At 68.6% G+C, this 20,757-nt stretch carries 14 protein-coding genes; 8 read left to right on the top strand and 6 right to left on the bottom strand.

Features of this window, described 5'->3' with window-relative positions; translation table 11 throughout:
- Positions 1-21: 21 nt before the first annotated feature.
- A complete protein-coding gene (locus WMF28_RS08960; protein ID WP_437601691.1) occupies positions 22-801 on the bottom strand; it encodes a hypothetical protein in 780 nt (259 codons plus the stop codon).
- A gap of 484 nt (positions 802-1,285) precedes the next feature.
- A complete protein-coding gene (locus WMF28_RS08955) occupies positions 1,286-2,221 on the bottom strand; it encodes a hypothetical protein (protein WP_437601690.1) in 936 nt (311 codons plus the stop codon).
- A 793-nt stretch (positions 2,222-3,014) separates the two neighbouring features.
- Between WMF28_RS08955 and WMF28_RS08950 the strand changes: the two genes are divergently transcribed.
- The 8 genes from WMF28_RS08950 (at position 3,015) to WMF28_RS08915 (ending at position 15,644) form a co-directional block, all read left to right on the top strand.
- A complete protein-coding gene (locus tag WMF28_RS08950) occupies positions 3,015-4,769 on the top strand; it encodes a sigma-54-dependent transcriptional regulator (protein WP_437601689.1) in 1,755 nt (584 codons plus the stop codon).
- Positions 4,770-4,937: 168 nt separating this feature from the next.
- Positions 4,938-9,113, top strand: a complete 4,176-nt coding sequence (locus WMF28_RS08945) for a TOMM system kinase/cyclase fusion protein (protein ID WP_437601688.1) — start codon at positions 4,938-4,940, stop codon at positions 9,111-9,113.
- Positions 9,106-9,387 (top strand): hypothetical protein, encoded by a 282-nt coding sequence (locus WMF28_RS08940; protein ID WP_437601687.1) that lies wholly within the window; start codon positions 9,106-9,108, stop codon positions 9,385-9,387. The genes WMF28_RS08945 and WMF28_RS08940 overlap by 8 nt, the downstream gene beginning before the upstream one ends.
- Positions 9,388-9,450: 63 nt before the next feature.
- Positions 9,451-10,539 carry a hypothetical protein gene (locus WMF28_RS08935; RefSeq protein WP_437601685.1) on the top strand — a complete coding sequence of 363 codons (1,089 nt, stop codon included), beginning with the start codon at positions 9,451-9,453 and terminating at the stop codon, positions 10,537-10,539.
- A 56-nt stretch (positions 10,540-10,595) separates the two neighbouring features.
- Positions 10,596-12,062, top strand: a complete 1,467-nt coding sequence (locus WMF28_RS08930; protein WP_437601684.1) for a hypothetical protein — start codon at positions 10,596-10,598, stop codon at positions 12,060-12,062.
- Between the two features lie 357 nt (positions 12,063-12,419).
- Positions 12,420-13,019: a hypothetical protein gene (locus WMF28_RS08925; RefSeq protein WP_437601683.1), complete on the top strand. Its 600-nt coding sequence runs from the start codon at positions 12,420-12,422 to the stop codon at positions 13,017-13,019.
- A 238-nt stretch (positions 13,020-13,257) separates the two neighbouring features.
- Positions 13,258-14,838, top strand: a complete 1,581-nt coding sequence (locus tag WMF28_RS08920) for a glycoside hydrolase family 30 protein (protein WP_437601681.1) — start codon at positions 13,258-13,260, stop codon at positions 14,836-14,838.
- Positions 14,839-15,209: 371 nt separating this feature from the next.
- A complete protein-coding gene (locus tag WMF28_RS08915) occupies positions 15,210-15,644 on the top strand; it encodes a hypothetical protein (RefSeq protein ID WP_437601680.1) in 435 nt (144 codons plus the stop codon).
- On the opposite strand, the gene WMF28_RS08910 is transcribed toward WMF28_RS08915, so the two are convergent.
- The 4 genes from WMF28_RS08910 to WMF28_RS08895 form a co-directional block, all read right to left on the bottom strand.
- Complete coding sequence (locus WMF28_RS08910; RefSeq protein ID WP_437601678.1) at positions 15,602-15,874, bottom strand: hypothetical protein; 273 nt, start codon at positions 15,872-15,874, stop codon at positions 15,602-15,604. The two genes, WMF28_RS08915 and WMF28_RS08910, sit on opposite strands and share 43 nt — an antisense overlap.
- A gap of 19 nt (positions 15,875-15,893) precedes the next feature.
- On the bottom strand, positions 15,894-17,126 hold the full coding sequence (locus tag WMF28_RS08905) for an MFS transporter (protein WP_437601676.1): 1,233 nt from the start codon (positions 17,124-17,126) through the stop codon (positions 15,894-15,896).
- Positions 17,127-17,150: 24 nt separating this feature from the next.
- The gene (locus WMF28_RS08900; RefSeq protein WP_437601675.1) at positions 17,151-18,296 is read right to left on the bottom strand and encodes a HesA/MoeB/ThiF family protein; all 1,146 of its coding nucleotides are present in this window, start codon (positions 18,294-18,296) and stop codon (positions 17,151-17,153) included.
- A 1,218-nt stretch (positions 18,297-19,514) separates the two neighbouring features.
- Positions 19,515-20,510 (bottom strand): metal-dependent hydrolase, encoded by a 996-nt coding sequence (locus WMF28_RS08895; protein ID WP_437601673.1) that lies wholly within the window; start codon positions 20,508-20,510, stop codon positions 19,515-19,517.
- Between the last annotated feature and the right edge of the window lie 247 nt (positions 20,511-20,757).

The raw sequence follows: 20,757 nt of genomic DNA, 5'->3' as shown, positions 1-20,757 counted from the left end.
GACGCGCGGGCGTGCAGCGTGTCACATTTCCTTCGTCACGGTGGCTGAGGCGGCCGCCGTGCCCGAGGCCTCGCCCTCGAGGGTGATGTGGATCGATGCCTCGGGAGGCACCTTCGAGAAGTCGATGGTCGTGCTCCGCCAGAAAGTGTCGCAGAACACTTCCCCCTCGTACACGGAGCAGCGTGCGGGAAAAAAGGTGGAGATGTCCAGCAAGCAGCCGTCTGCAGAGAGCGTCCGCCCATAGTGGTTCAGAACGTAGACGAGCCCATTCTCCCCGACGGAGACGCTCACTTTGAACGGTCTGCTGTACATGGACAGCGTCTCCACGAAATCGCCGACGAGCTCGCCTGGCTCCACCAGCCACGTGCCGAATGGATCGCAGCTCAGGCTTGCAGGCAGAGGCTCGCACGTCACGGGCCACAGGACGTGCCATTCGCCTTCGACGCAGCTCGCCTCGACGCGCACCTTCGTGGCGCACCTGCCATTGAACAGGTCGTAGACGCATTTCTCTGCCGTGCTGCACGCCTCCAGTGCATCAGGAGGCAGGTCCTCCGGGCAACCGGCGGTGTCCCCACCGCCACCGCTTGAGCTGCTGGCCCCGCCGCCGGAGCCGCTTGAGCTGCTGGCCCCGCCGCCGGAGCCGCTTGAGCTGCTGGCCCCGCCGCCGGAGCCGCTTGAGCTGCTGGCCCCGCCGGAGCCGCCCGCGCCGCCGGAACTGCCGGCATCGACCAGCGTGCCATCGCAGCCAGCCAATGCAAGGAAGCCGCAGATTGCGGTGAAGTTGATTGTCTTGAGAGTCAACGGTCGCCTCCTTGTTGGGGTGCTTGCACGGTGCGTACCGTTGACCCGCATCCGCGAGGGACGCCTCCCGCGATCGCCACGCGAACGGGCCAACCCAACGATTTCAAACCCCAGCAAGAGCCTGTTCGCGGGCTTACGGGCACAGGGGCGGCTGGTCATCGCTTGGGCGCATGCAGCCCCCCCGGCACGGATGTGCCTGGTTGTGCCACGGTGAGCGTCGAGATCGCGCTCGGGCCGCGCCGATAACGCACGATATCGTCGCCCGATCCCCTGAACCATCAACCCATGAACGGAACGGTGAACAACCGATCCTGCATTGACGGCAGCTGCGCCGTGCCCATGCCGGTCGCGAGAGCGCGCGCCTCCGGCCGCAAGCGGGGGCGCGCGCCTCCATGTGTGGTGGAGGCTGCGGCATCACCCGCGCCGCTCGATCGGCGCCTGCCCGGGCGAGGTGGCTGCTTCCGCCGCGGCGGAAGCCGTCGACTCAGAATCTGGCCCCCAGCGCGACACGGACCGTCGCGAGCTTGCCCTGCTCCAGACCGAACCCGAGCGGCTCATCCAGCGCCACGAGCAGCCCGGCCCGGAAGTACAGGCCCGACGTGGGCGGCTCCACCCCGACGAAGGGCTCGGCCGCGAGCTGCAGCTTGTCGGTCTCCGTGAGCGGGAACGCGGCCTGGAGCCGCGCGCCGACCCCGAACCCGCCCACGCTGCGCAGCTCCGCCTCGTTGCTCTGCTCGATGAAGAGCTCCGTGTCGCCGCTGTCCGTGGGGATGGCCAGCATCGCCACGAGATCGCTCCGCACATAGAACGCCTCGATCGGGCGCAGCTCGATGCCGCCGCGGACCCGCAGCGGGACGTGCTCCAGGAGCGCCCGCTGCGCGTCGAAGTACCCCCGCACGGCCAGCGCCGCCGCCGCGGCCGCCTTCGTGTCGTCGGACGGATCCTGCGTGATGGGGATGGAGGCCGCGAGCCCGCCGATGAGCATCATCATGGGGAGAATGCTCGCGGAGTAGTGGAGTCCTATCGAGGGATTGCCGAAGAAGAACCCCTCGAGCTCCGGCGCGACGGTCGCCGCGTCGTGCTCCGCCGGGCCGGGCGCGCTCGCCTGGGTGCTCCCGTACGCAAAAGGCAGCTCGGCGTCGAGGTGGAGCCCCGCGACGAGCTTGATCTGGGCGACCACCGCGAAGGACGCCACGAAGGAGCTCCCCACCACGCCGCTGCTCGTCCCGTCGCCGCTCGCGGCTTCCCTGCCGGGGAGGTTCGCCTCGATGGTGCGGGTGAGCACGTCCGCCTCCATGCCGAGCCGGAAGCCATGGGACTTCGCCCACTGCCCTTCCGCGACGGTCTCCTCCGCGAGCGCCGGCGCGGTGAGCGAGAGCACGAGAGAGAGGGCGGCGAGGGACGATGCAGGCTGGCGCATGCGGATAGGGTATCGATTTTTCCGGACCGGGGCCATCCAGCGGGGCCATGGAACAGGCAGCCCAGAGCAGGGGCCACGACCCGGGCTCCGGCTCCTCCGCAGACTCCGTGGGTGCATGGTTCGAGCAACAGCGTAACGACTTGCCGCAGCGCGAAACCAGAATTTAACGCCAAGGCGGCAAGGCCACGATGCATCTCGATCGCCGCGTCGACGACGATCCTGGCCATCTCATCCTCGTCCATTCCCTCTCCGTCGTTTTGCGCCTTGCCGCCTTGGCGTTGAATTCTGGCTGGGGTTTTCGAACGTACGGGTAGTGAGCCCATATTGCAGGGCCACTAGCGTCCATCGCGAACAACGGGACCTGCGAGTACGTCCACGCGCGCGAAGATGAGCTCTTCTCAGGAATCAAGCGGCCGCAAGCACATGGGGATCGAGAGCTTTCCGCCGAACTCGCCAGGATAGATGTCGGCGCCCTGCTGGCCCACAGGGCATTTGACAACGATGCGTCCCGGCAGCCGCTCCAGCGCTCGTCCGGAGAGACGGACGGGCGTGTCCCCGAAGGTCATGCTCCTCCCCGAGACCGACCAGGGTTGAGCGGGCCGAGCGGGCCCGCGGCGCGCATGTAAGCAGGCGAACTCATGTTTCCCAACAGGACGCGCGCGCGTCTCCTCGGGACGCCGGCGGCTCCGGACGCGCACTCCGCTGTGCACCCACGCCAGCCCGGATGCCGAGAGAACCGCCATCAATTTTCGTCCGAACCGAATGTAGTCCGTGTACCCTGGCCTACGTCTCCATGCTCCATGACCTGCTCCCCGCGCTGATCGCCAGACTCATGGAGGCCACCTGCTTCGAGGACGCCGCGACGGCGGTGCTGCAGGACATGCTCACCGGCGTCAATGCGGCGCTGGCCGCGAGCCCGCTCGCGCGGCAGGGGCGCGTGCTCCGCGGGGTTGTGCACCTTCGCCCCGGAGGCGGCTACCAGCGCCTCTTCGGCCTCGAGCACCGAAGCGGCGCGCGGGTCGAGGGCACGGGGTATCTCACCTCGGGCAGCGTCTGGCGCTGGCTCGTCGAGCACCGCTGCTCGGTCTCCATCGACGTCCAGCTCGGCGTGCTGCGCCCCTGGCTGCCGGACGGCGCGCCCGCGCACGTCGAGCGGCGCGAGGGGGCTGGCCTGCCCGGCAGCGAAACGCGCGAGCGGATGCTCGGGCGCGACGCCACGCACGTCCACGTGGTGCCCCTGCGCGCGCCGGGCGGCGCCGTCGAGGGAATGATCGCGCTGGAGGTCAGCTGCAAGCAGGCGATCGCGAGTGAGCTCGTCTGGCGCGGGTGCTACGAGGTCCTCGAGCTCCTCGCCAGCGCCGCGGCGCCCTATCTGCGCGCGTTGCCGCCCCGGCCTGCCAGCGCGGCGTACGCGGACGAGTTCCTGCCGGTCGTCGGCCCCACCACCGCAAGCCTCATCGACCTGCTCCGCGTATTCGCGCGGCAGGAGGAGACGATTCTCATCAGCGGTCCGACCGGCGCCGGCAAGTCCCGGCTCGCGCGCTGGTGCCACGAGCAGTCGGCGCGCCGCGGGCAGCGGTTCGAGACGCTCGACCTGCTCAGCGTGCCCGAGGACCTGCAGATGGCCGAGCTCTTCGGCTGGAAGCGCGGCGCCTTCACCGGCGCGGTCCGCGACAACCCGGGCGCGATCGCGCGCGCCGCGCAGGGGACGCTCTTCATCGACGAGGTGGACAAGCTCTCACTCAGGGCCCAGGCGGGCCTGCTCCACGTGCTCGAGGAGCGGCGCTACCGGCTGCTCGGCGACGAGGGGAGCGAGCGCCGCGCGGACGTGCGTTTCATCATTGGCACCAACACCGACCTGCGCGCGGCCATGCGCGACGGCCGTTTCCGCGAGGATCTCTACTACCGGATCAACGTGCTGCCCGTGCGGCTCTCGCCCTTGACCGAGCGGCTCGACGAGGTGCCGCTCTGGGCGGACTACATGCTGAGCCGGCGCCACCGCGAGGGGGGCGGCCAGAGCGCCGCGCGCGTCGGGCCCGATGCCGTGAAGCTCTTGCTCGACGTACCCTGGCCGGGCAACCTGCGGCAACTCGACAACATCATGCGCCGCGCCTACGCGCTCGCGCTGGCCGAGCGGGGCGGCCCCGGCGGCGAGCTCATGCTCCAGCGGGGCCACGTGGAGCGCGCGCTCGCCTACGAGGGCGCGCCAGACAAGGGCGCGCCGCTCACGCAGATCTGGCGCGCGGCGCACGCCTTCGTGAAGGAGGTAGAACGGCGCGCGCGCGAAGGCACGCCGCTGCCGCTCGAGCTCGCCGAGGCGTTCCGGGGACTCGTGCTGGGCGCGGCGGTGAGGCGGACCGGGAGCCGCGAGGAGGCATTCACGCTGCTCGGCCAACAGCAGCTCATCAAGAACCGCAACCACCACCGAGCGCTGCGGCGGGAGCTCGACCGGGTCCGGGAGCTGGCCGACAAGCTGGGATGCGAGATCGATCCCGATCTCGCCGCGCTGCTCAAGGAGGAGGCCGAGACGCCGGCGGAGGGGCGCTGACGCGCGCGCCGCCGCGCTGGACGGGAGGGGAGGAACGAGCCGCGCGCCCAGCTTGACACTCGATGAGGCGCGGCGGTTTCATTGGCGCTGAGGCGTTTGCGTTTGCGGTTGCGCTGCGCGCCGCGTCGCGCGGAAAACCGCGGACCTCATCACACGGAAGAGACGGGCATGCACCAAGCCAATTCGTTGCTCGCCGGTGGAGCTGCGTTCGCGGATCGATACGAGCTCCTCTCGGAGATCGGAATGGGCGGCTTCGGCGCGGTTTACAAGGCGCGGCAGCTCACCACCGGGCAGGCGGTGGCGCTCAAGATCATGCGGCCGCCCGAGCAAGACGGAGCGGCCCAGATCGAGCGGCGGATCGCGCGGTTCATCCGCGAGACGCAGCTCTGCGCGCAGCTGCACCACCCCAACATCGTCCCGCTCGTCGACGCCGGACGGGTCGGGGAGCAGCTGCTCTACACCGTCTTCTCCTTCGTACCCGGCGAGACGCTGGCGGACGTGCTCGCCCGGGAGGGCGCGCTCGCGCCGCGGGAGGCGCGGCACCTGATGCTGCAGGTGCTCGACGCGCTCGCGTGCGCCCACGCGCAAGGCATCATCCACCGTGATCTCAAGCCGCGCAATATCATGGTGCTCGCCTCGGGTGCGCGCCGGAACGCGGTGGTACTCGACTTCGGCATCGGCGCGCTCGTCGGCGCCGGGGCCGAGCAGCACATCCAGCTGACCGGCACGAACGAGGCATTGGGCACGGTGGGCTATGCCGCGCCCGAGCAGCTCCGCGGCCTGGACCCGACGCCCTGTGTGGACCTGTTCTCGTGGGGGCTGGTGTTCCTGGAGTGCCTTACCGGAAAGCCCGTGTTCCACGGGAGCTCAGCGGCCGACATCCTGTACGCGCAGCTCAGTCCGGAGCCGGTGCCGATCCCGCGCGCGCTCGATGGCCACTGGCTGGGCGGGCTGCTCCGTCACGTGACCGACAAGAACGCGGCCACCCGCGACGCGCACGCCGCGGCGCTCGTCCCCGCGCTCGAGGTCGTCGATCTCGGCGATCTGTCGCGGGAGACGATGGTCGGCAGCCCGCCCCTCCCTGGCAGCAACCATGGCGGACCGCGCTCGGTGCACGCCCTCTTCGAGGCCACCATCGTGGCCCGGCCCGGCTCCACGTCGCGGCCCACGGCCGAGGGGGAGCGGCGGCAGCTCACGGCGGTGTGCTGCGCGATCGATGTGCTCGCCGACGCGCCAAAGGCGCTCGACGTGGAGCAGGCCGATGAGCTGCTGCGCGCGCAGCTCGGGCGCTGCGCCGAGATCGCGTACCGCTACCGGGGGCACGTGGCCGCCACGCTCGGCGATCGGTTGCTGATCTATTTCGGCTATCCACGGACCGAGGAAGACGACGCGCAACGCGCCGCCCGCGCGGCGCTGGAGATCGCGGCCGCGGCGCAGGCCGAGGGCGAGCGGCTCGCCGCCCGAGGCGTGCGGCTCGACGCGCGGCTCGGGGTCCACACGGGCGTCCTCGTCGCGCAGGAGCGCCGCGCCGCCGCTGGGCTCACCGTGGGCGCGACGCCGCGCAAAGCCGCGCGCATCGCGGCGCTCGCGCCGGCAGGGGGCGTGGCCGTCTCGGTGGAGGCCCATCGGCTGCTGCGGAGCGCCTTCGAGTTCGATGACGAGGGGCCGCGGCGCGGCGACGCGGACGGCACGCCCGCCGAGATCTTCGTGCTGCGGTCCGAGCGAGGAGCCCGGTCGACACCTGACGCAGAGAGCCGCGAGGCGCCCCTCTTCGGCAGGGAGCAGGAGATGGCGATCCTGCTCGATCGCTGGCGCCGGACGCGCGCGGGCGCCGGGCAATGCACCCTGATCACGGGCGAGCCCGGCATCGGCAAGAGCCGGCTCGCGCGCGCGCTGCGCGCCAGGCTGGCGAGCGATCCCCACACCTTCCTGGAGCTCCGCTGCGCGCCGGACACGCAGCACAGCGTGCTCTTCCCGGTAGTCGACATGCTCGGGCGCGCGCTGGGGCTCGATCAGGAGGCCTCGCCCGAGCGCCGGAGCGCGCGGCTCGAGGCGCTCCTCTCGAATCACGGCTTCACGCTGGCGGAGGCGATGCCGCTCTTCATGACGCTCCTCTCCCTGCCCATGGCACCGCCCCACGCCGCGCTCGACGTCTCTCCCCAGCGGCTGAAGGAGCTGACCCTGAACGCCGTCCTGTCGCTGCTCTTCGGGATGGCCGAGGAGCGCCCGCTGATGCTGGTGGCAGAGGACTTGCATTGGTGCGACGCCACGACCCTCGAGCTGCTCACGCACCTCGTCCACGAGGCCCCCTCGGCTCCGGTGTCAGTGCTTATGACCGCACGACCCGAATTCTCGCCCCCGTTCTCGACGACCGGTGTTCAGCAGCTCCCCTTGAGCCGCCTCGAGCGTGCGCACGTGGAGGAGCTGGTCACGGCGCTCCTCCGCGGAAAGTCGCTGCCCTCCGAGGTGATTGATCAGGTCGTGACCCGAACGGACGGGGTGCCGCTGTTCGTGGAGGAGCTGACCCAGATGCTTGTCGAGTCGGGCGTGCTGGTCGAGCGGAACGATCGGTACGAGATGGCGCGCCCGCTCGCGCGGGAGGAGATCCCGAGCACGCTGCGAAACCTCCTGATGGCGCGCCTGGACCGGCTGGATCGGGCCAAGAAGACGGCTCAGCTCGCAGCGGCGTTGGGGCGGGAGTTCAGCGTGGAGGTGCTCTCGGTGGTGAGCCCGTTTGAACCGGCCGTGCTGCAGGAGCACCTGGACCACCTGGTCGGCACGGGGCTTGTGCTGCGCCAGCGCCGGATGAAGGCTCCAGGGTGGGCGTTCAAGCACGCGCTCGTCCGGGACGCGGCGTATGAGTCGCTGCCGCGGGAGATGCGGAGGGAGGTCCACGCGCGGATCGCAGGCGTGCTGGAGGCGCACTATCCCCAGTGGGTGACCGACCGGCCGGAGCTCCTCGCCCATCACTACACCGAGGCCGAGCTCGTCGAGCAAGCGATCCCGTACTGGATTCGAGCAGGGCAGAAGGCCCTGCAACAATCCGCCAGCCTGGAGCCGATCCAGCACTTCGAGCGAGCGCTCGATCTGCTCGCGACCCGACCGGATACGCCCGCCCGCGTCGCCCAGGAGCTCGGCCTGCGGCTCTCCTTGTCGGTGGCCCTCATCGGGGCCCACGGCTACGCCGTGCCGGCGGTGGGCGCGGCGTACGAGAGGGCGCGTGAGCTGTGCGACGCGCTCGGCGACTCCAGGCAAAATTTCTCGGTAATCTGGGGGCTCAGCGCGTTCAACTGCGTGCGGGCGCAGCTGGACATCGCTCTCCACCTCTCCGTGCGTGCCCTGGGTATCGCCGAGAAGGAGAGCGATCCGGCGCTCCTCGTGCCCGCCCACCTGCTGCACGGAGGCAACCACCTGTGGCGGGGCGAGCTCCGCACCGCGGAGGAGCACCTCGGCCGCGGCCTGTCGTTCTACGACGCCGCCGAGCACAGCGCCCTGGCGGCCGTCTATTCATACGATCCCGGGACGGCGAGCATGGCGTACCTGGCCATGACCCTCTGGTTCTTGGGCTATCCGGATCAGGCGATCCAGATGGCGCGCGCCGCGGTCGCTCAGACGAAAGCGCGGGGACACGCCCACAGCTATGCTCATAGCCTGTTTCGCGCGCTCCAGGTCGCCCTGCTGCGCGGTGAAGGCGGCGCGGCGCTCGAGGAGCTCCCATCCCTTCTCGCGGTCGCCGAAGACAAAGGGTTCCCCGTGTGGCACGCCGCCGGCATCTTCCTGCGAGGCCGGGCGCTCTGCCTGGAGGGGCAGGTGGATCGAGGAATCGAGGACATGCGCGCGGGGTTCCGGAGAACGCTGGAGGCTGGCGCGCAGATAGTTTACCCTGAATTCGCGTTCGGGCTGGCCGAGGCCCTCGGGGGGCGCGGCCAGCATGAAGAGGCGCTGGAGGCCGTCGCCGAGGCGCTCGATCACGTGGTCAGGACCGAGGGCCGCCTCTACGAAGCCGAGCTCTATCGCCTCCGAGGCGACCTGAGCCTGCGAGCTGACCCGACCGCCTCCGGCGCGGACCGGGCCGAAGAGTCCCTGCACAAGGCCGTCGAAATCGCTCGCCACCACCACGCCAGATCCTGGGAGCTGCGTGCCGCGCTCAGCCTGGCACGCCTGTGGCATCATCAGGGGAGAGGCGCGGCCGCGCGGAGGCTGTTGAGCGACTCATACACCTGGTTTGCCGAGGGATTCGACACCTCGCATCTGAAGTCGGCCAAAGCGACGCTCGACGAGCTCTCCGGAGAGCCCGTCCATTCGACTGAAAAACCTGACAACGCGGAGAACGACCATGAGTGATTTGAACAGGACCAGCGACAAGAAGCCGAAAGGATTGCTCTCCCTGCTCTACTGGATGAAGAACAACCCCGATATCAACGCTGAGTTCCACGAGGACATGAGTGCCACCATGAAAAGCCGCTTCGGCATCACGAGAGATGACCCCAGGGCCCAGCTGCTCTTGAAGATCGCCGACGTGTCTACCAAGCCGGACGAAGTGAAGCCCCTGCTCGAGCAGCTCCTCAAGGAGCACCTGGTCGAGGAGCTCATGTCGACCGAGCTACAATTCTGGTGACTGTCGTCGCAAGTCCATCACCTCGAGCGCCGTGACCCCTCCCCCCGGGACCGAGATAGATCCATGATGTGGTCCAGTCATGAAATTATCGAGCTAGTCGCGCCGAGGATCCCCGGCGTGTGCGTGGACCACGCCGTCAGGTCCAACCTCGGTGCGCTCACGGCGCGGCTCCCGGACATGTTCTCTTCGTACTACATCGAGTGTCGCCTCTCGGCGGCGCAGGAGCAGGTCGACTTCCTCGCCTGCATCGCCCCGTCTCCCCGCGACGAAGATCCCCTGGGGAGGATCCGTGCCGCGGCCGAGGGACCACCGGACCATCTCACGCGCGAGCCGGCCTGGCGATTCGCCTGGGACGTCATCCGTCGCTGGGCGACCCTCACCCATGAAGGCTCCAGCAGGATGCCCTGCCTGTGGCTCGAGTTCGACCACGTGAACACGCGCCCGGCGGCGCAACAGTCTCCATCGATCTGGATCTGTGTCGACCCCGAATACCCGGCGCCACGCCTCCCCTCGGCTCCCTGGGACGCTCAGGACTCGTACGAGAGTTGCCTGAGCTTCTTGACGCCCGCCGTCCCTCCAGCCTTCGAGGGGCTGCTGTCCGCGAGCAACCGGTGCGCGATGGAGGCTTGCTTCCGGCGCCTCCCGCCCTCTGGTCGCATCATCCACGTATCCTTCATGCTCGCCAGAGAGCCGGCGACGATCAAGCTCTACGGCTCTGTTCCCAGGGCTCATCTGATAGGCTATTTGAAGGACCTCGGCTGGCCCGGCCCGCTCGATTCGCTGCAGCAGCTCGCGCATACCTTCTACACGCCCGAGACGGCCGACGACACCGTCTATTTCGATCTCTCGCTCGACCACGCGCTCCTGCCCTACGCAGCGATCGCCTTCTCGCAGCTCCAGATGGACCACCCGGCGCGCTCCGACCCTGGGCGGGGCGCGCTGCTGAGGTCGCTCGAGGAACACGAGCTCTGCGCCGGCGACAAAGGGCGTGCGCTACAGACCTGGCCGGGGAGCGCTCGCGAGTTGAGCCCCTCGATCTCGGCCAAGACCCGTATTCATCGCTGGCTTGACGTGAAGATCACGCTCCACGCGGAGCAAGGCATCGGCGCGAAGGGTTATCTGGGCTTCGCGCCGGTCCTCTCCGTGTTCTGACAGACGAACCGCAGAGACAGAGGTTTCACATGCACGCAAACACGATCGTGGGTGCTATGTTCACCCTGCTCGCCGGGACCGCTTGCCTGACGGTGAGCGGATGCCGACGCGGCCTCGCCATCGACCCTCAGCGCCCCGGGGAGGCCGCGGAGGGCGCCCCGGAGTTCCCCTTCGCCGCGCGCGGACACGAGCTCTTCAAACTGCCCTCTACGTGGTACTGCGTCTCGCCATGGAGTGAGGATCGCGACCAGGAGCGTCGAGGAATGGAGCTCTTCGCCTGGCGCCAGTTCATCGCGCTCAACTGGCCTGGCCGAATTCCGAACCCCGGCCGCTGGAGGGCCGAACGTGGGCTCGACAAACTGAACGAGCGGGACGTTTATCCCCGCTGGAACAGCTGGTACACACCGCAGACGATCTACAGCGACCTGACGGATGACTCCAGCGACGATTCGCCGGAGCGCGGTGCCCCGCTGGGTTGGAGCTGTGATGGCGACTGCCTGACGAACGGGCTCAATCGGAGCGGGCGCCGGGCCTCCACGCCGCACCGGCTCGTCTATGACCAGAACGGCCAAGCGGTGCTCTATGAGGTCAGGCTGGACGAGAGCTGGCACAAGACGCTCATGAGGGCGCTGGAATCGAGCGAGGTCGCCGAAGAACCCGAGGAGGTCCGGGAGCGCTCCGGAACATCCATAGATATCAGCTTCACGCATGGCCAGTGCCGCTTCCAAGGTCCGGACGCCGGAGGGGATTCCTACGACTTGACCGGCGCCACGGCGATCAAGCTCGCCTGGAAGACACTGACGGAAGAGGAGAGCACGAGCGGTCGCTTCCTCCAGAGGCGCGCGTCACCGCGGCCGTCCGGCCCGGGAGCCGGCGATGGGATCACCCTGGGCCTGGTCGGGTTTCATATCGCGCAGAAGTCCAAGCCCTACGGGAAGTGGATCTGGTCCACGTTCGAGCAGGTGGACAACCTCGCGCCTGCCGAGACCCCCAGCGGGCCCTCTTTCAACGATACCGGGTGTGACCCGTCGACGTGCCGCCCCAACGCGAGCAAGCAGGTTCAGGTGCGCGGATCCACGATGTGCAGAACACAGATCACGCGTATTGATCCCATCCCCTTGGAAGTACAAAGACTCAACGCGCAGGCTCGCGCCTGGCTGAAATCCAGCAACACTGTACTTCAGCACTACCAGCTCATTGGTGTGCAGTACAATCCGTACAATGGGTCGAAGGCGGAGCCGGAGACGCTGCGGAATCCGGTGATCGAGACCTATATCGTGGGTTCGACGACGTCGCACCGGGACGCCTCGCAGGACCCCTGCGCCGTCGAGCCTGAGGCGACGCGGTCCAGTTGCCTGGGCTGCCATAGCGCGGTGCAGAAGCACGATTTCAGCTTCGTACCCACGCGGTCGCTCTGCAATTGCGAGGAGAACCGGTGGATAGGCGACGATTATTGCGAGAGGCTCGGCGTCAGCAACGAATGCAAAACCGAGGCGCCGGGTCGGAGAGCAGCAGACCGGTGAGAATGCACGCCGCCTCCGGCAGAACTGATGGAATTCACAGGGTTACGAGCGTCGCGCGTCCACGGGTCCTTGCTGCCTTTGCGATGGGCGCGGACGATGCGCACGAGGCGAGCGACGCGCGCGCATGGGCGCCTCGCCCCCTGACCTGGGATCTTGCAACTTGAACAGCCTGGCCGCTGACGGCCGGGCCGTTGCAGAGCCAGCTCCTCGGCTCGGATGGGGCGACGGTGCCTGCCCCGGGAGACACGGCCCCGAGGCGGCGCCCTTGCAGCTCGTCACCGGGAAGGCCCGCGGCGGCTCCGGTCCTCCGACGGGAGGTCCGCGCGGATCGCGGCAGCTCTGCTATAGACAGCCTCTATGGCCAGCACCGACGCGCAGCCCCCGAACGGCGACTACCTGGACCGGCTGATGCGAAGGAGCTCGTTCGAAGCGCTGTGGCCCTTGTTCGCAAAGGCGACAAAGCCCGCCAAGGAAATGACCGAGAGCTACTCTGCCCTCTGCCACCTTCGGCCCCTCCTGCCGAAGGGCCGCCCATGTCGCGTCATTCACGTCGGGGACGGGGCCCACGCGAGGACCGGAGCCCTCTTTTCGCTGAAGAGCGAGGCGGACAACATCAGCGTCGATCCGCTGCTCAACGTGGGCCTGGTGGAGGCGTGGCGCGATCGCTTTGGGGTCCGGCGCCTGGCGTGGCTCAAGGCCAGCATCGACGACGTCGCGGATCAGCTCAATGCCCTGCCCCCGATGCCGGTGTTCGTCACGTTCGTCCACGCCCACGTGCACATGGACAGGGTGCTCGATCGGCTGCGCTGGGACGCGGCCTTCACCCTCGCTTGTTGCTTGCCCGGCCACCAGCTCACGCGGACGCGCGTACCGCTCAAGGAGGGCATGGATTTGAGCGTGCTGTCCACGGGACGCCAGTACCAGGTGGTGGTGAACCCCGACGCCTCGGTACCCTAGCCTCTCCGGGCCATTTCGACCGGTCGGGGCGAACGGTGAAGGTCCGTTGCAATCTTGCGCCCCGAGCGCCATGCCCTCTCTGTCGGAGGCACGTTTCGGGTGCAGAAGCCGCTGACCGTTCGACGAGACTCCGCTAATGAGAAAGTCCTGAGGCCACGGCGATCCCGCACGCGCCTCCCTGAAGTGGCATCACGTCGTCATGCGCAAGACAGCACCCCCCGAAGCCGCACGCACCTGGTTGAAGATTCAAGCTCTCGTCGCGTCGCTCGCCGCACTCACCGTGGCCGTGTCGTGCTCCCCGCGCGATCCGAGCCCTCCCGTGGACGCCACGGCAGCGGGGAGCGGCGGCCAGGGGGGAAGCGGAGGCGGCGCGACCGCGGGCTCGGGTGGCGGATCGTCGACGTCGAGCGGCGGCGCGCTGGGCGGGAGCGGGGGCGAGGGCGGGGGCTCGCCGAGCGAGCCACGCCCCACGGTGACCGCCGCTCCGGGCACGGAGCTCGTCAGGATCGACACGGACGTGCTCCACCAATCCTTCGAGGGCTGGGGCACGAGCTTGTGCTGGTGGGCCCATCACGTCGGCGGATGGGCGGAGGCCAAGCGCAATGCCGTGGTCGAAGCGGTCGTCGATCCGGTGCGTGGCCTCGGCTACAACATCTTCCGCTACAACATCGGTGGAGGGGAGAATCCGTCCCACGAGCACATGGAGCGGCATCGCGAGATGCCGGGGTTCCAGGACGCCGACGGGACCTTCACGTGGGCGAACGATGCCAACCAGCGCGCCATCCTCTTGCGCATCGCAGAGCGCGGAGAGGATCTGATCTTCGAGGCGTTCTCCAATTCTCCCCCGTACTGGATGACGAGCAGCGGCTGCGCCTCGGGCAGTCGCACCGGCGGAGACAACCTCAAAGCCGACCACTACGACGACTTCGCCCACTACCTCACGGAGGTCGTGCGTCACTACAGGGACGAGCACGCGATCACCTTTCGCTCGCTGGAGCCGCTGAACGAGCCTCACGCCAACTGGTGGAAATCGGACGGCTCCCAGGAAGGTTGCCACTTCGACCGGGCGAGCCAGGAGAAGATCATCCAGGAGGTCGCCAAACAGCTCGCCAGCAAGGGCCTCGGCGAGACGGTGGTCAGCGCATCGGACGAAAACAGCATGGATGATGCCGTCCAGAACCTCCGCGCGTTCGGCGCGGGGACGCTCGCCGCTCTCCAGCAGATCAACGTCCACTCCTACGCCGGCAGCCGGCGCAAGGAGCTCCGGCAGCTGGCGACCGAGCTCGGCAAGCGGCTGTGGCAATCTGAATCGGGGCCGCTCGGGCAGAGCCTGAGCGACGACACGGACACGGCGCTGTTCATGGCGGAGCGCATCATCCGGGATCTGCGTGAGCTGAGGCCGGAGGCCTGGGTGGATTGGCAGTCGGGCGATCCGGCGCGCAGCTGGGCGAGCTTCACGCTGAACGACAGCGAGCAGTCGTACACCCCCATCAAGCGCTTTTACATGCATGCCGGCTTCAGTCGTTACATCCGGCCCGGCGCGATCTTCGTCGACGTCGACAGCGAGGACATGGTGGCCGCGGTCAGCGCCGACGGCAGCTCTCTCACGCTCGTGGTCCGCAACGGCGATCGCAGCGCAAGCCGCGGCTACACGCTCGATCTCACCCGGCTCCCCACGGTCGGTCTCGCGGCGGAGGTGCACCGCACCTCGCGCACGGAGGACCTCGAGCGGCTCCCCGACATGGCGATCGAGGACTATCGCCTGGCGATCACGGTCCCGGCCTTTTCCATCACCACCTTCGTTATCCCGATGCCTTAACACGCTGAGCCGCTTCAGGGCAAAGCAGCGACGCGTCGCGCGATGGCTCGCCCTCGCTCATCGAGACCTGGAGCCTCTGACGGCGCGCTGGTGGCCTACGTGCGCGTGCTGATGTCGGTGTCGTCCGATGTGAGGGAGAGCGCTCCGTCGTAGCGCACACGCGCGAACGCGCGCATGCAACGGATGAATCAAATAGATCCCCCACGAGCCCTCACGCTCTATTAGTCTACGTTTGGGAGATCCGTCGCCCCCGAGCCAGCGAAGCACAGGAGAGGGCCCGGGGAGCCGATAGGACATGCGCCTCCGGCGCGCTTGCTTCGGGAAGCCGCGTGCGAGTCGTCACGCGGTGGGTATCAAAGGGTATCGCAATCATGAAATTGTTCAGTGTGCTCATGATCCTGGGTTCGGCGTTCGGGCTCGCGGGGTGTGTCGCCGACATGGACTCCTCATCGGAGCAGGGGGACGACGCGGAGGTCGACGAGCAGACCGGTGTCGCCGAGCAGGGGGTGACGAACGGCGCGGTGAACGCCGCCTGCGCCGAGTCGCTCACGCTCCGCAGCTCACCCGGCGGAGCGACGCTCGGCACGATGTACACGGGCCCGTTCAACGGCATCTCGAAGTTCTACGTGCAGTCGACGAGCGGTAGCTGGTCGTACGGCTACTCGTATTCGCTCGGTCGGTGGGGATACGCGATGGCGTACTACCTGACGGCGGCCTATTCGGAGTCGGGCACGCCGGGGCAGCTCGGCTACAACTTCGCGTGCTATCGATCCGACGGGACGGCCAGCGGCGGCGGCATCGGCTGATCGGCGCGGCGGGTCGCGGGCGGCGCTCCTGGGGCCGCCCACCCCGGACGATAGCCGCCGGCGCTCCTCTCCCGCCGGCGGCCCAGGCCCGTGATGTCGAGGATCACGATGTGCGCCGCTGGGTGCTCGACTCCCTGTAAGAGCGAGGATAAGGCATAATCTTCCAGCCGGGCGACGCACTCCTCCGCGGAGACGTCGGGTGGCAGGCAGTCGTTCAGATCTCTGTTCATGGTTCGTTCAGATTACTCTCTATAAATGCTTCGTATCTGTAGGCACGAAGGGCGCGCTGACGCGTGTAGACGCGCAGATGGGAGATCGCCAGGCGGCGATTCCGACCAGCATGGTGAGCAGTCCAGAGGCGGCGATGACAGGGGCAGTGCTCCCGCTCACGCGGAGGATGAGCCCGGCCACCACCGAGGCTATGGGGATGGGACAGAAGGCGATGAGCCGCGTCGTCGCCACGACCCGGCCGAGGAGGTGCTCCGGCACGGTACGCTGGCGCAGCGTGAACCAGGTGACCACGAGGAGCGTCTCGAAGAACATCATGGCTCCGAGGACCAGCGCCGCGGCGATCGGGCCGCGGACCGGCAAGAGCATGGTGATGGAGAGCCCCTCCAGGATCGTGCCGGCGACCAAGATGACGCCAGGGGAGAGGCCTCTTCCCAGCCTGGGAGCCGCCACGGCCCCGGCGATGGCGCCTGCGCCCGACGCCGACGTGACGAGCCCGATCTGCGCCGCGCCGAGGCCGAGGGTGCTGGCCAGGTAGTACATGAAGTTGGCCGTGAAGAGCGAAAGGGCGAAGTTGGCGCCAACGAAGAGGAGCGAGCCGTAGCGCAAGATCGGGCTCCTGAGCACGTGCGATAGTCCTTCCTTCAGCTCCTCCAGCACGTCGCGACGCGGTCGCGCCTCTCCGGCACGTGAGCGCTCCGTGCCGCGGATCAGGCCGATGAGCACCGCGGAGAGCAGGAAGGACCCGGCGTTGACGTACAGCGCGGGCAGCGTGCCGACGGCGGCGATCACGCCGCCGCCGAGGAGCGGTCCCACAAAGGCCGTGAGGTTGTCGGCGCCCTGGAGCCCGGCGTTGGCCCTGGCGAGCCGATCCGGCGCGACCAGAGACGGGAGGATGCTCTGGAACGCCGCGTGATAGAAGGGCTCCACCGACGCGAGCAGGAAGACCAGCGGATAGAGGAGCCAGAGCCCGTCCGGCTTGACCAGGACCGCGAAGGCCAGCGACGCGGCGACGACGCCGGACACGGTGTCTCCGACCCAGAGCAGGCGCCGGCGATCGTAACGGTCGGCCAGGACTCCGCCGAACGGGGAGAAGAGCAGGAACGGGAGGTAGGTGACCCCGAACGCAAGTGCCATGCCCAGGGCGGAGTGTGTACGCTCGTAGATGAGGAGTGGAAGCGCGAGCTTGTAGATCCAGTTCCCGACCGCGGAGAGGGCATATGCCGACAGAAGCAGGTAGTAATTCCGTGTCACGGCCCGTTCCCTTCGTTCAGGCGGTCACGCCGCGGAGGTGTATGGCTCCGAGGCGAGCTCCGCGCCGGGGCAGACGCCGCCGCAGACAGGGCAACTGTCGGCGCGCGACCATTGCTCGCCCACCTGCACGTTCATCGTGTCGAAGTGCATCTCCATGAGCCTCCCGGCGCCGACCGGCGGCGCGATGCCCGTGATCAACCGGACGAGCTCGGTGAGCATGTGGCCGGCGAGGACCGAGATGAGCGTGACGAAGGTCGCGTCGTCGCGCGTGCCGCGTATCCGGCGCTGCTCTTCGAGGAGTCGATGCGAGACGGGGTCTCGCCTCTGTACCTCCATGGACCAGCAGCGGATGCAGCCGGTGACGCCGGGGATCACGGAGTAATAGATCGCTCGCTGGGTATCGAGGCCGCCGGTGATCAGCGTGGCGCGCTCGCGCACGCATGCCTCGTTGACCCAGGTCATGATCTCCGTCGTGGGCCGGTCCGCGACGCATATGACGTAATCCCGGCCGCGGATGATCTCGAGCACGTCCTCGGTGGAGCTCAGGCGCACCTCGCGGGCCTCGAAGCGAAGGCGCGAGCTGAAGGCGCTGATCCGCTCGCGCGCGACCTCGACCTTGCTGCGCCCGATGTCTGGTTCGCCGTAGAGGATCTGTCGATTGAGGTTCGAGATGTCGATGCGATCGAAGTCGACCGCCGAGACGTCCTGCGCGCCCATGGCCGCGAGATCGTAGAGGATGTGCGAACCAAGCCCGCCGAGCCCCAGCAAGGCGATCTTCGCCGTCTTCAGCCTGTGCTGGAGCTCGTACCGGCTCGTGCTGAGTCCGGAGTATGCATTGAAGAACTTGAGGTTTCTATCCCAGCGGGCGAGCTCGTATGCGTCGAGCAGCCCCTCCGGGCCGAAGGAGGCATTCTCCAAGAGCCCGATTTGATCGAGCGTCTCGATGATTTTGGCCAGGCTCGCTCGCGTCACGTGCGGATACCGAGCGCTCAGGAGCGCGTGGATCTCGTCGAGCGTCCGCCTGCCATCCATGACGGCGAACAGGTGGGCGATCTCCCCGGAAGGGTCCTGGATCGACGTCGCGTACCCCGAGCTGCAGAAGTAGAGCGTGCCCTCGATCTCGTGGACGACGAGCGTGGACTTCTTTCTTGGCAAAGCTGATGTTTCCATGTCATTCACGCTGTGGATCGGAGACGATTTTTTCTGGATGAACGATGAACTCAGCCCGAGAGCGCGGGCATGCGCCGGTAGAACACACGCCGGCCGGCAGGGATCGGCCAGCGTGCAGCCCAAGAGCCCGCGAGCGTGCGCTCGTGGGGGATGGGCACCGCGGCGAGCCTCCCCATCACGGGAGGCTCGCCGGACGCGCGTGGCTCAGCCAGGCACCGAGAGGCCTGCGTTGCTGAGCTTCATCTTCGTGATCGAGAGGCTCCGCCCGGGGACGGAGAGACCTGCGTTGCTGAGCTTCGTCTTCTTGATGGTCATGGCGTTCATTGTGTGTTTCCTTCCTTTGGTGCAACGGGGGAGATGAGCCCGGCCACGGCGCCGGTCGAGCAAGCATTCTCGATTGGCCTCCGCTCCGGGACCGGCTTCCCGTCACGAAACCGTCTCAGCATCGCCCGTGCCAGCGTTCCCGAGGCGCGGAGCGCGGGCTCGCAGCCCCTCTTTTCGACGGTTCTTCACGCCACGACGCGCTGCGAGGGCCGCTTCAGAGGTGGAGACGAGCACGGCCCGTTGCGCGATCGAGCAAGGATGCGTGCATGGATTTGGTCCGGTGCTACAGGGGGGTCGGTTCACATGGAAGGATGGAAGAGGCTAGCTGGAATATCAGGGAACGGCCTCACGGGCCCGCGATGCAGGCGGCCGCTCCGGTCACAGGACGAGTCGTAAGTGTTCACCGCTCGGACTGCCTGATCCTGGATGCCATACCGGAACATGCTCGCTTGCTTGCGCCATCTCGGAGAACGCCTGGAGTTCAGCCATCGTGGCACGTGACTGGCGAGACGACCGATGAGCGCGCACGTGGAGACCACGGGCCGCCCGGCGCGCCTCGGAGCGATCTCGCGTCTCCCGGCCACGGGGGGCGCATGCTGATCCCCTGTCGGCCGCGCCCCCGTCGCGCGATCCTCGAGCTCGCCAGCCAGCGCGGCGACCAGCCGTTCGACGGGATGCTCGCCGGACTCGGCACCTTCGCCGAGGAGGACGATCGTGCCTGGCTCCTCGCCGTCGTCGAGGGCTTGGACCCTCCTCGAGCGCGCGCGCCGCACGCCCGCGTCCGGCTCGGGCGCCTTCCTGGAGACCGATCCTCTACTGTCCCGTCGCTACACCGATCCCACGTGGCTGGGCGCCGGCGCGCATGGGCCGACCCATCCCCAAGGTGACGAGCTACTACTCCCGCCAGCGCTCGAGGAGCTCGCGGGCGGAGCCGCCGCGCTCGAGGCGGGCGCGCGTCACGGCGCCGCCGGGGGCGATGTCGATGATGAACTCGAGCGTCGGGTTGCCGCGGAGGTGATAGCGGAGGTCGGCGACGCGCACGGTGGTCCCGCCTCCCTCGGCGGGGGCGTGGCGGACCACGGGGAAGCGAGCCCAGGCGAGCGCCTCGCGCACGGTGGGGACGGCCATGACCTGGGTAGGGACAGGGCCGCTGGGCGCGCGCGAGAGCCGGCGCTCCTCGACCGGCGCGCCGCCGAACAGGGCGACCGAGCCGGCGACGTAAGCGTCCTCATGCGTCGCGATGAAGCGCCATGCCGTCACGCCGAGCATCGCGGGGAAGACGGCGACGCGCTGCGCCTCGGGGTGGGCGGCGGCGACGCGGGCGACGAGGACCTGCTGCGCCGCGATCCGGCCGCCGACGTACACGGCGGCGACGGCGGCGCCGGCGAGGATTGCGCGCCGCCAGCGCGCCGGCCGGCGCCACGCGACGAGCGCGCCGAGAGCGAGCGGCAGCGTGACAAGCGGGTCGAGCACGCCGGTCCAGTCGAGCGTCAGGCGCGCGTCGGAGAGCGGGAGGAGCAGGCGCGTCCCCCACCCGGTCCAGAGATCCGGCAAGAGGTGCGCGAGGGCGACCGAGAGCACGCTGAAGGCGTAGACCGGGCCGATCCGCGCCCGCCGCCCGAGGACGAGCCAGGCGATCCCGGCCGCCACCGCCGCCACCATCGGCGCGAAGAGGAGCGCGTGCGACGGCCCCCGGTGCGCGCGCAGCGTGCTCAGCACCGCGTCCCCCGCCGGCCAGAGGTAATCGAGATCCGGCAGCTCGGCGGCGATTACGCACGCGAGCAGCACGGCCCGGTCGGTCGGCGACGCGCGCCCCTGGCCGGGCATGACGTCCGGGCGACGCATCGCGCCGACCGCCAGCCCGAAGAGCCCGTGCGTGAGCGAGTCCATGCCCGTCGCTAGCTATCTCCTGGAGCCGGGCAAGGGCAAGGCCGTGCCGCGCGACGAACATCCTTTCCAAGGGCCGGCGCCCTCGCCCTGGCGGGCGGCACGCCGTGAACCCGCCCGGGTGGGCTGGCGCGTCCACCAAAAGATGGGTCGCACCCATCTCCCGGTGGACGTGCCTTCAAGAAAAGATGGGTCGCACCCGTCTCCCGGTGGACACGCCTCCAAGAAAAGATGGGTCGCACCCATCTCC

It is taken from the genome of Sorangium sp. So ce590 (assembly GCF_051521365.1).
Classification (GTDB): domain Bacteria; phylum Myxococcota_A; class Polyangia; order Polyangiales; family Polyangiaceae; genus Sorangium.
This window is presented reverse-complemented; position numbering and strand designations above follow the sequence as displayed.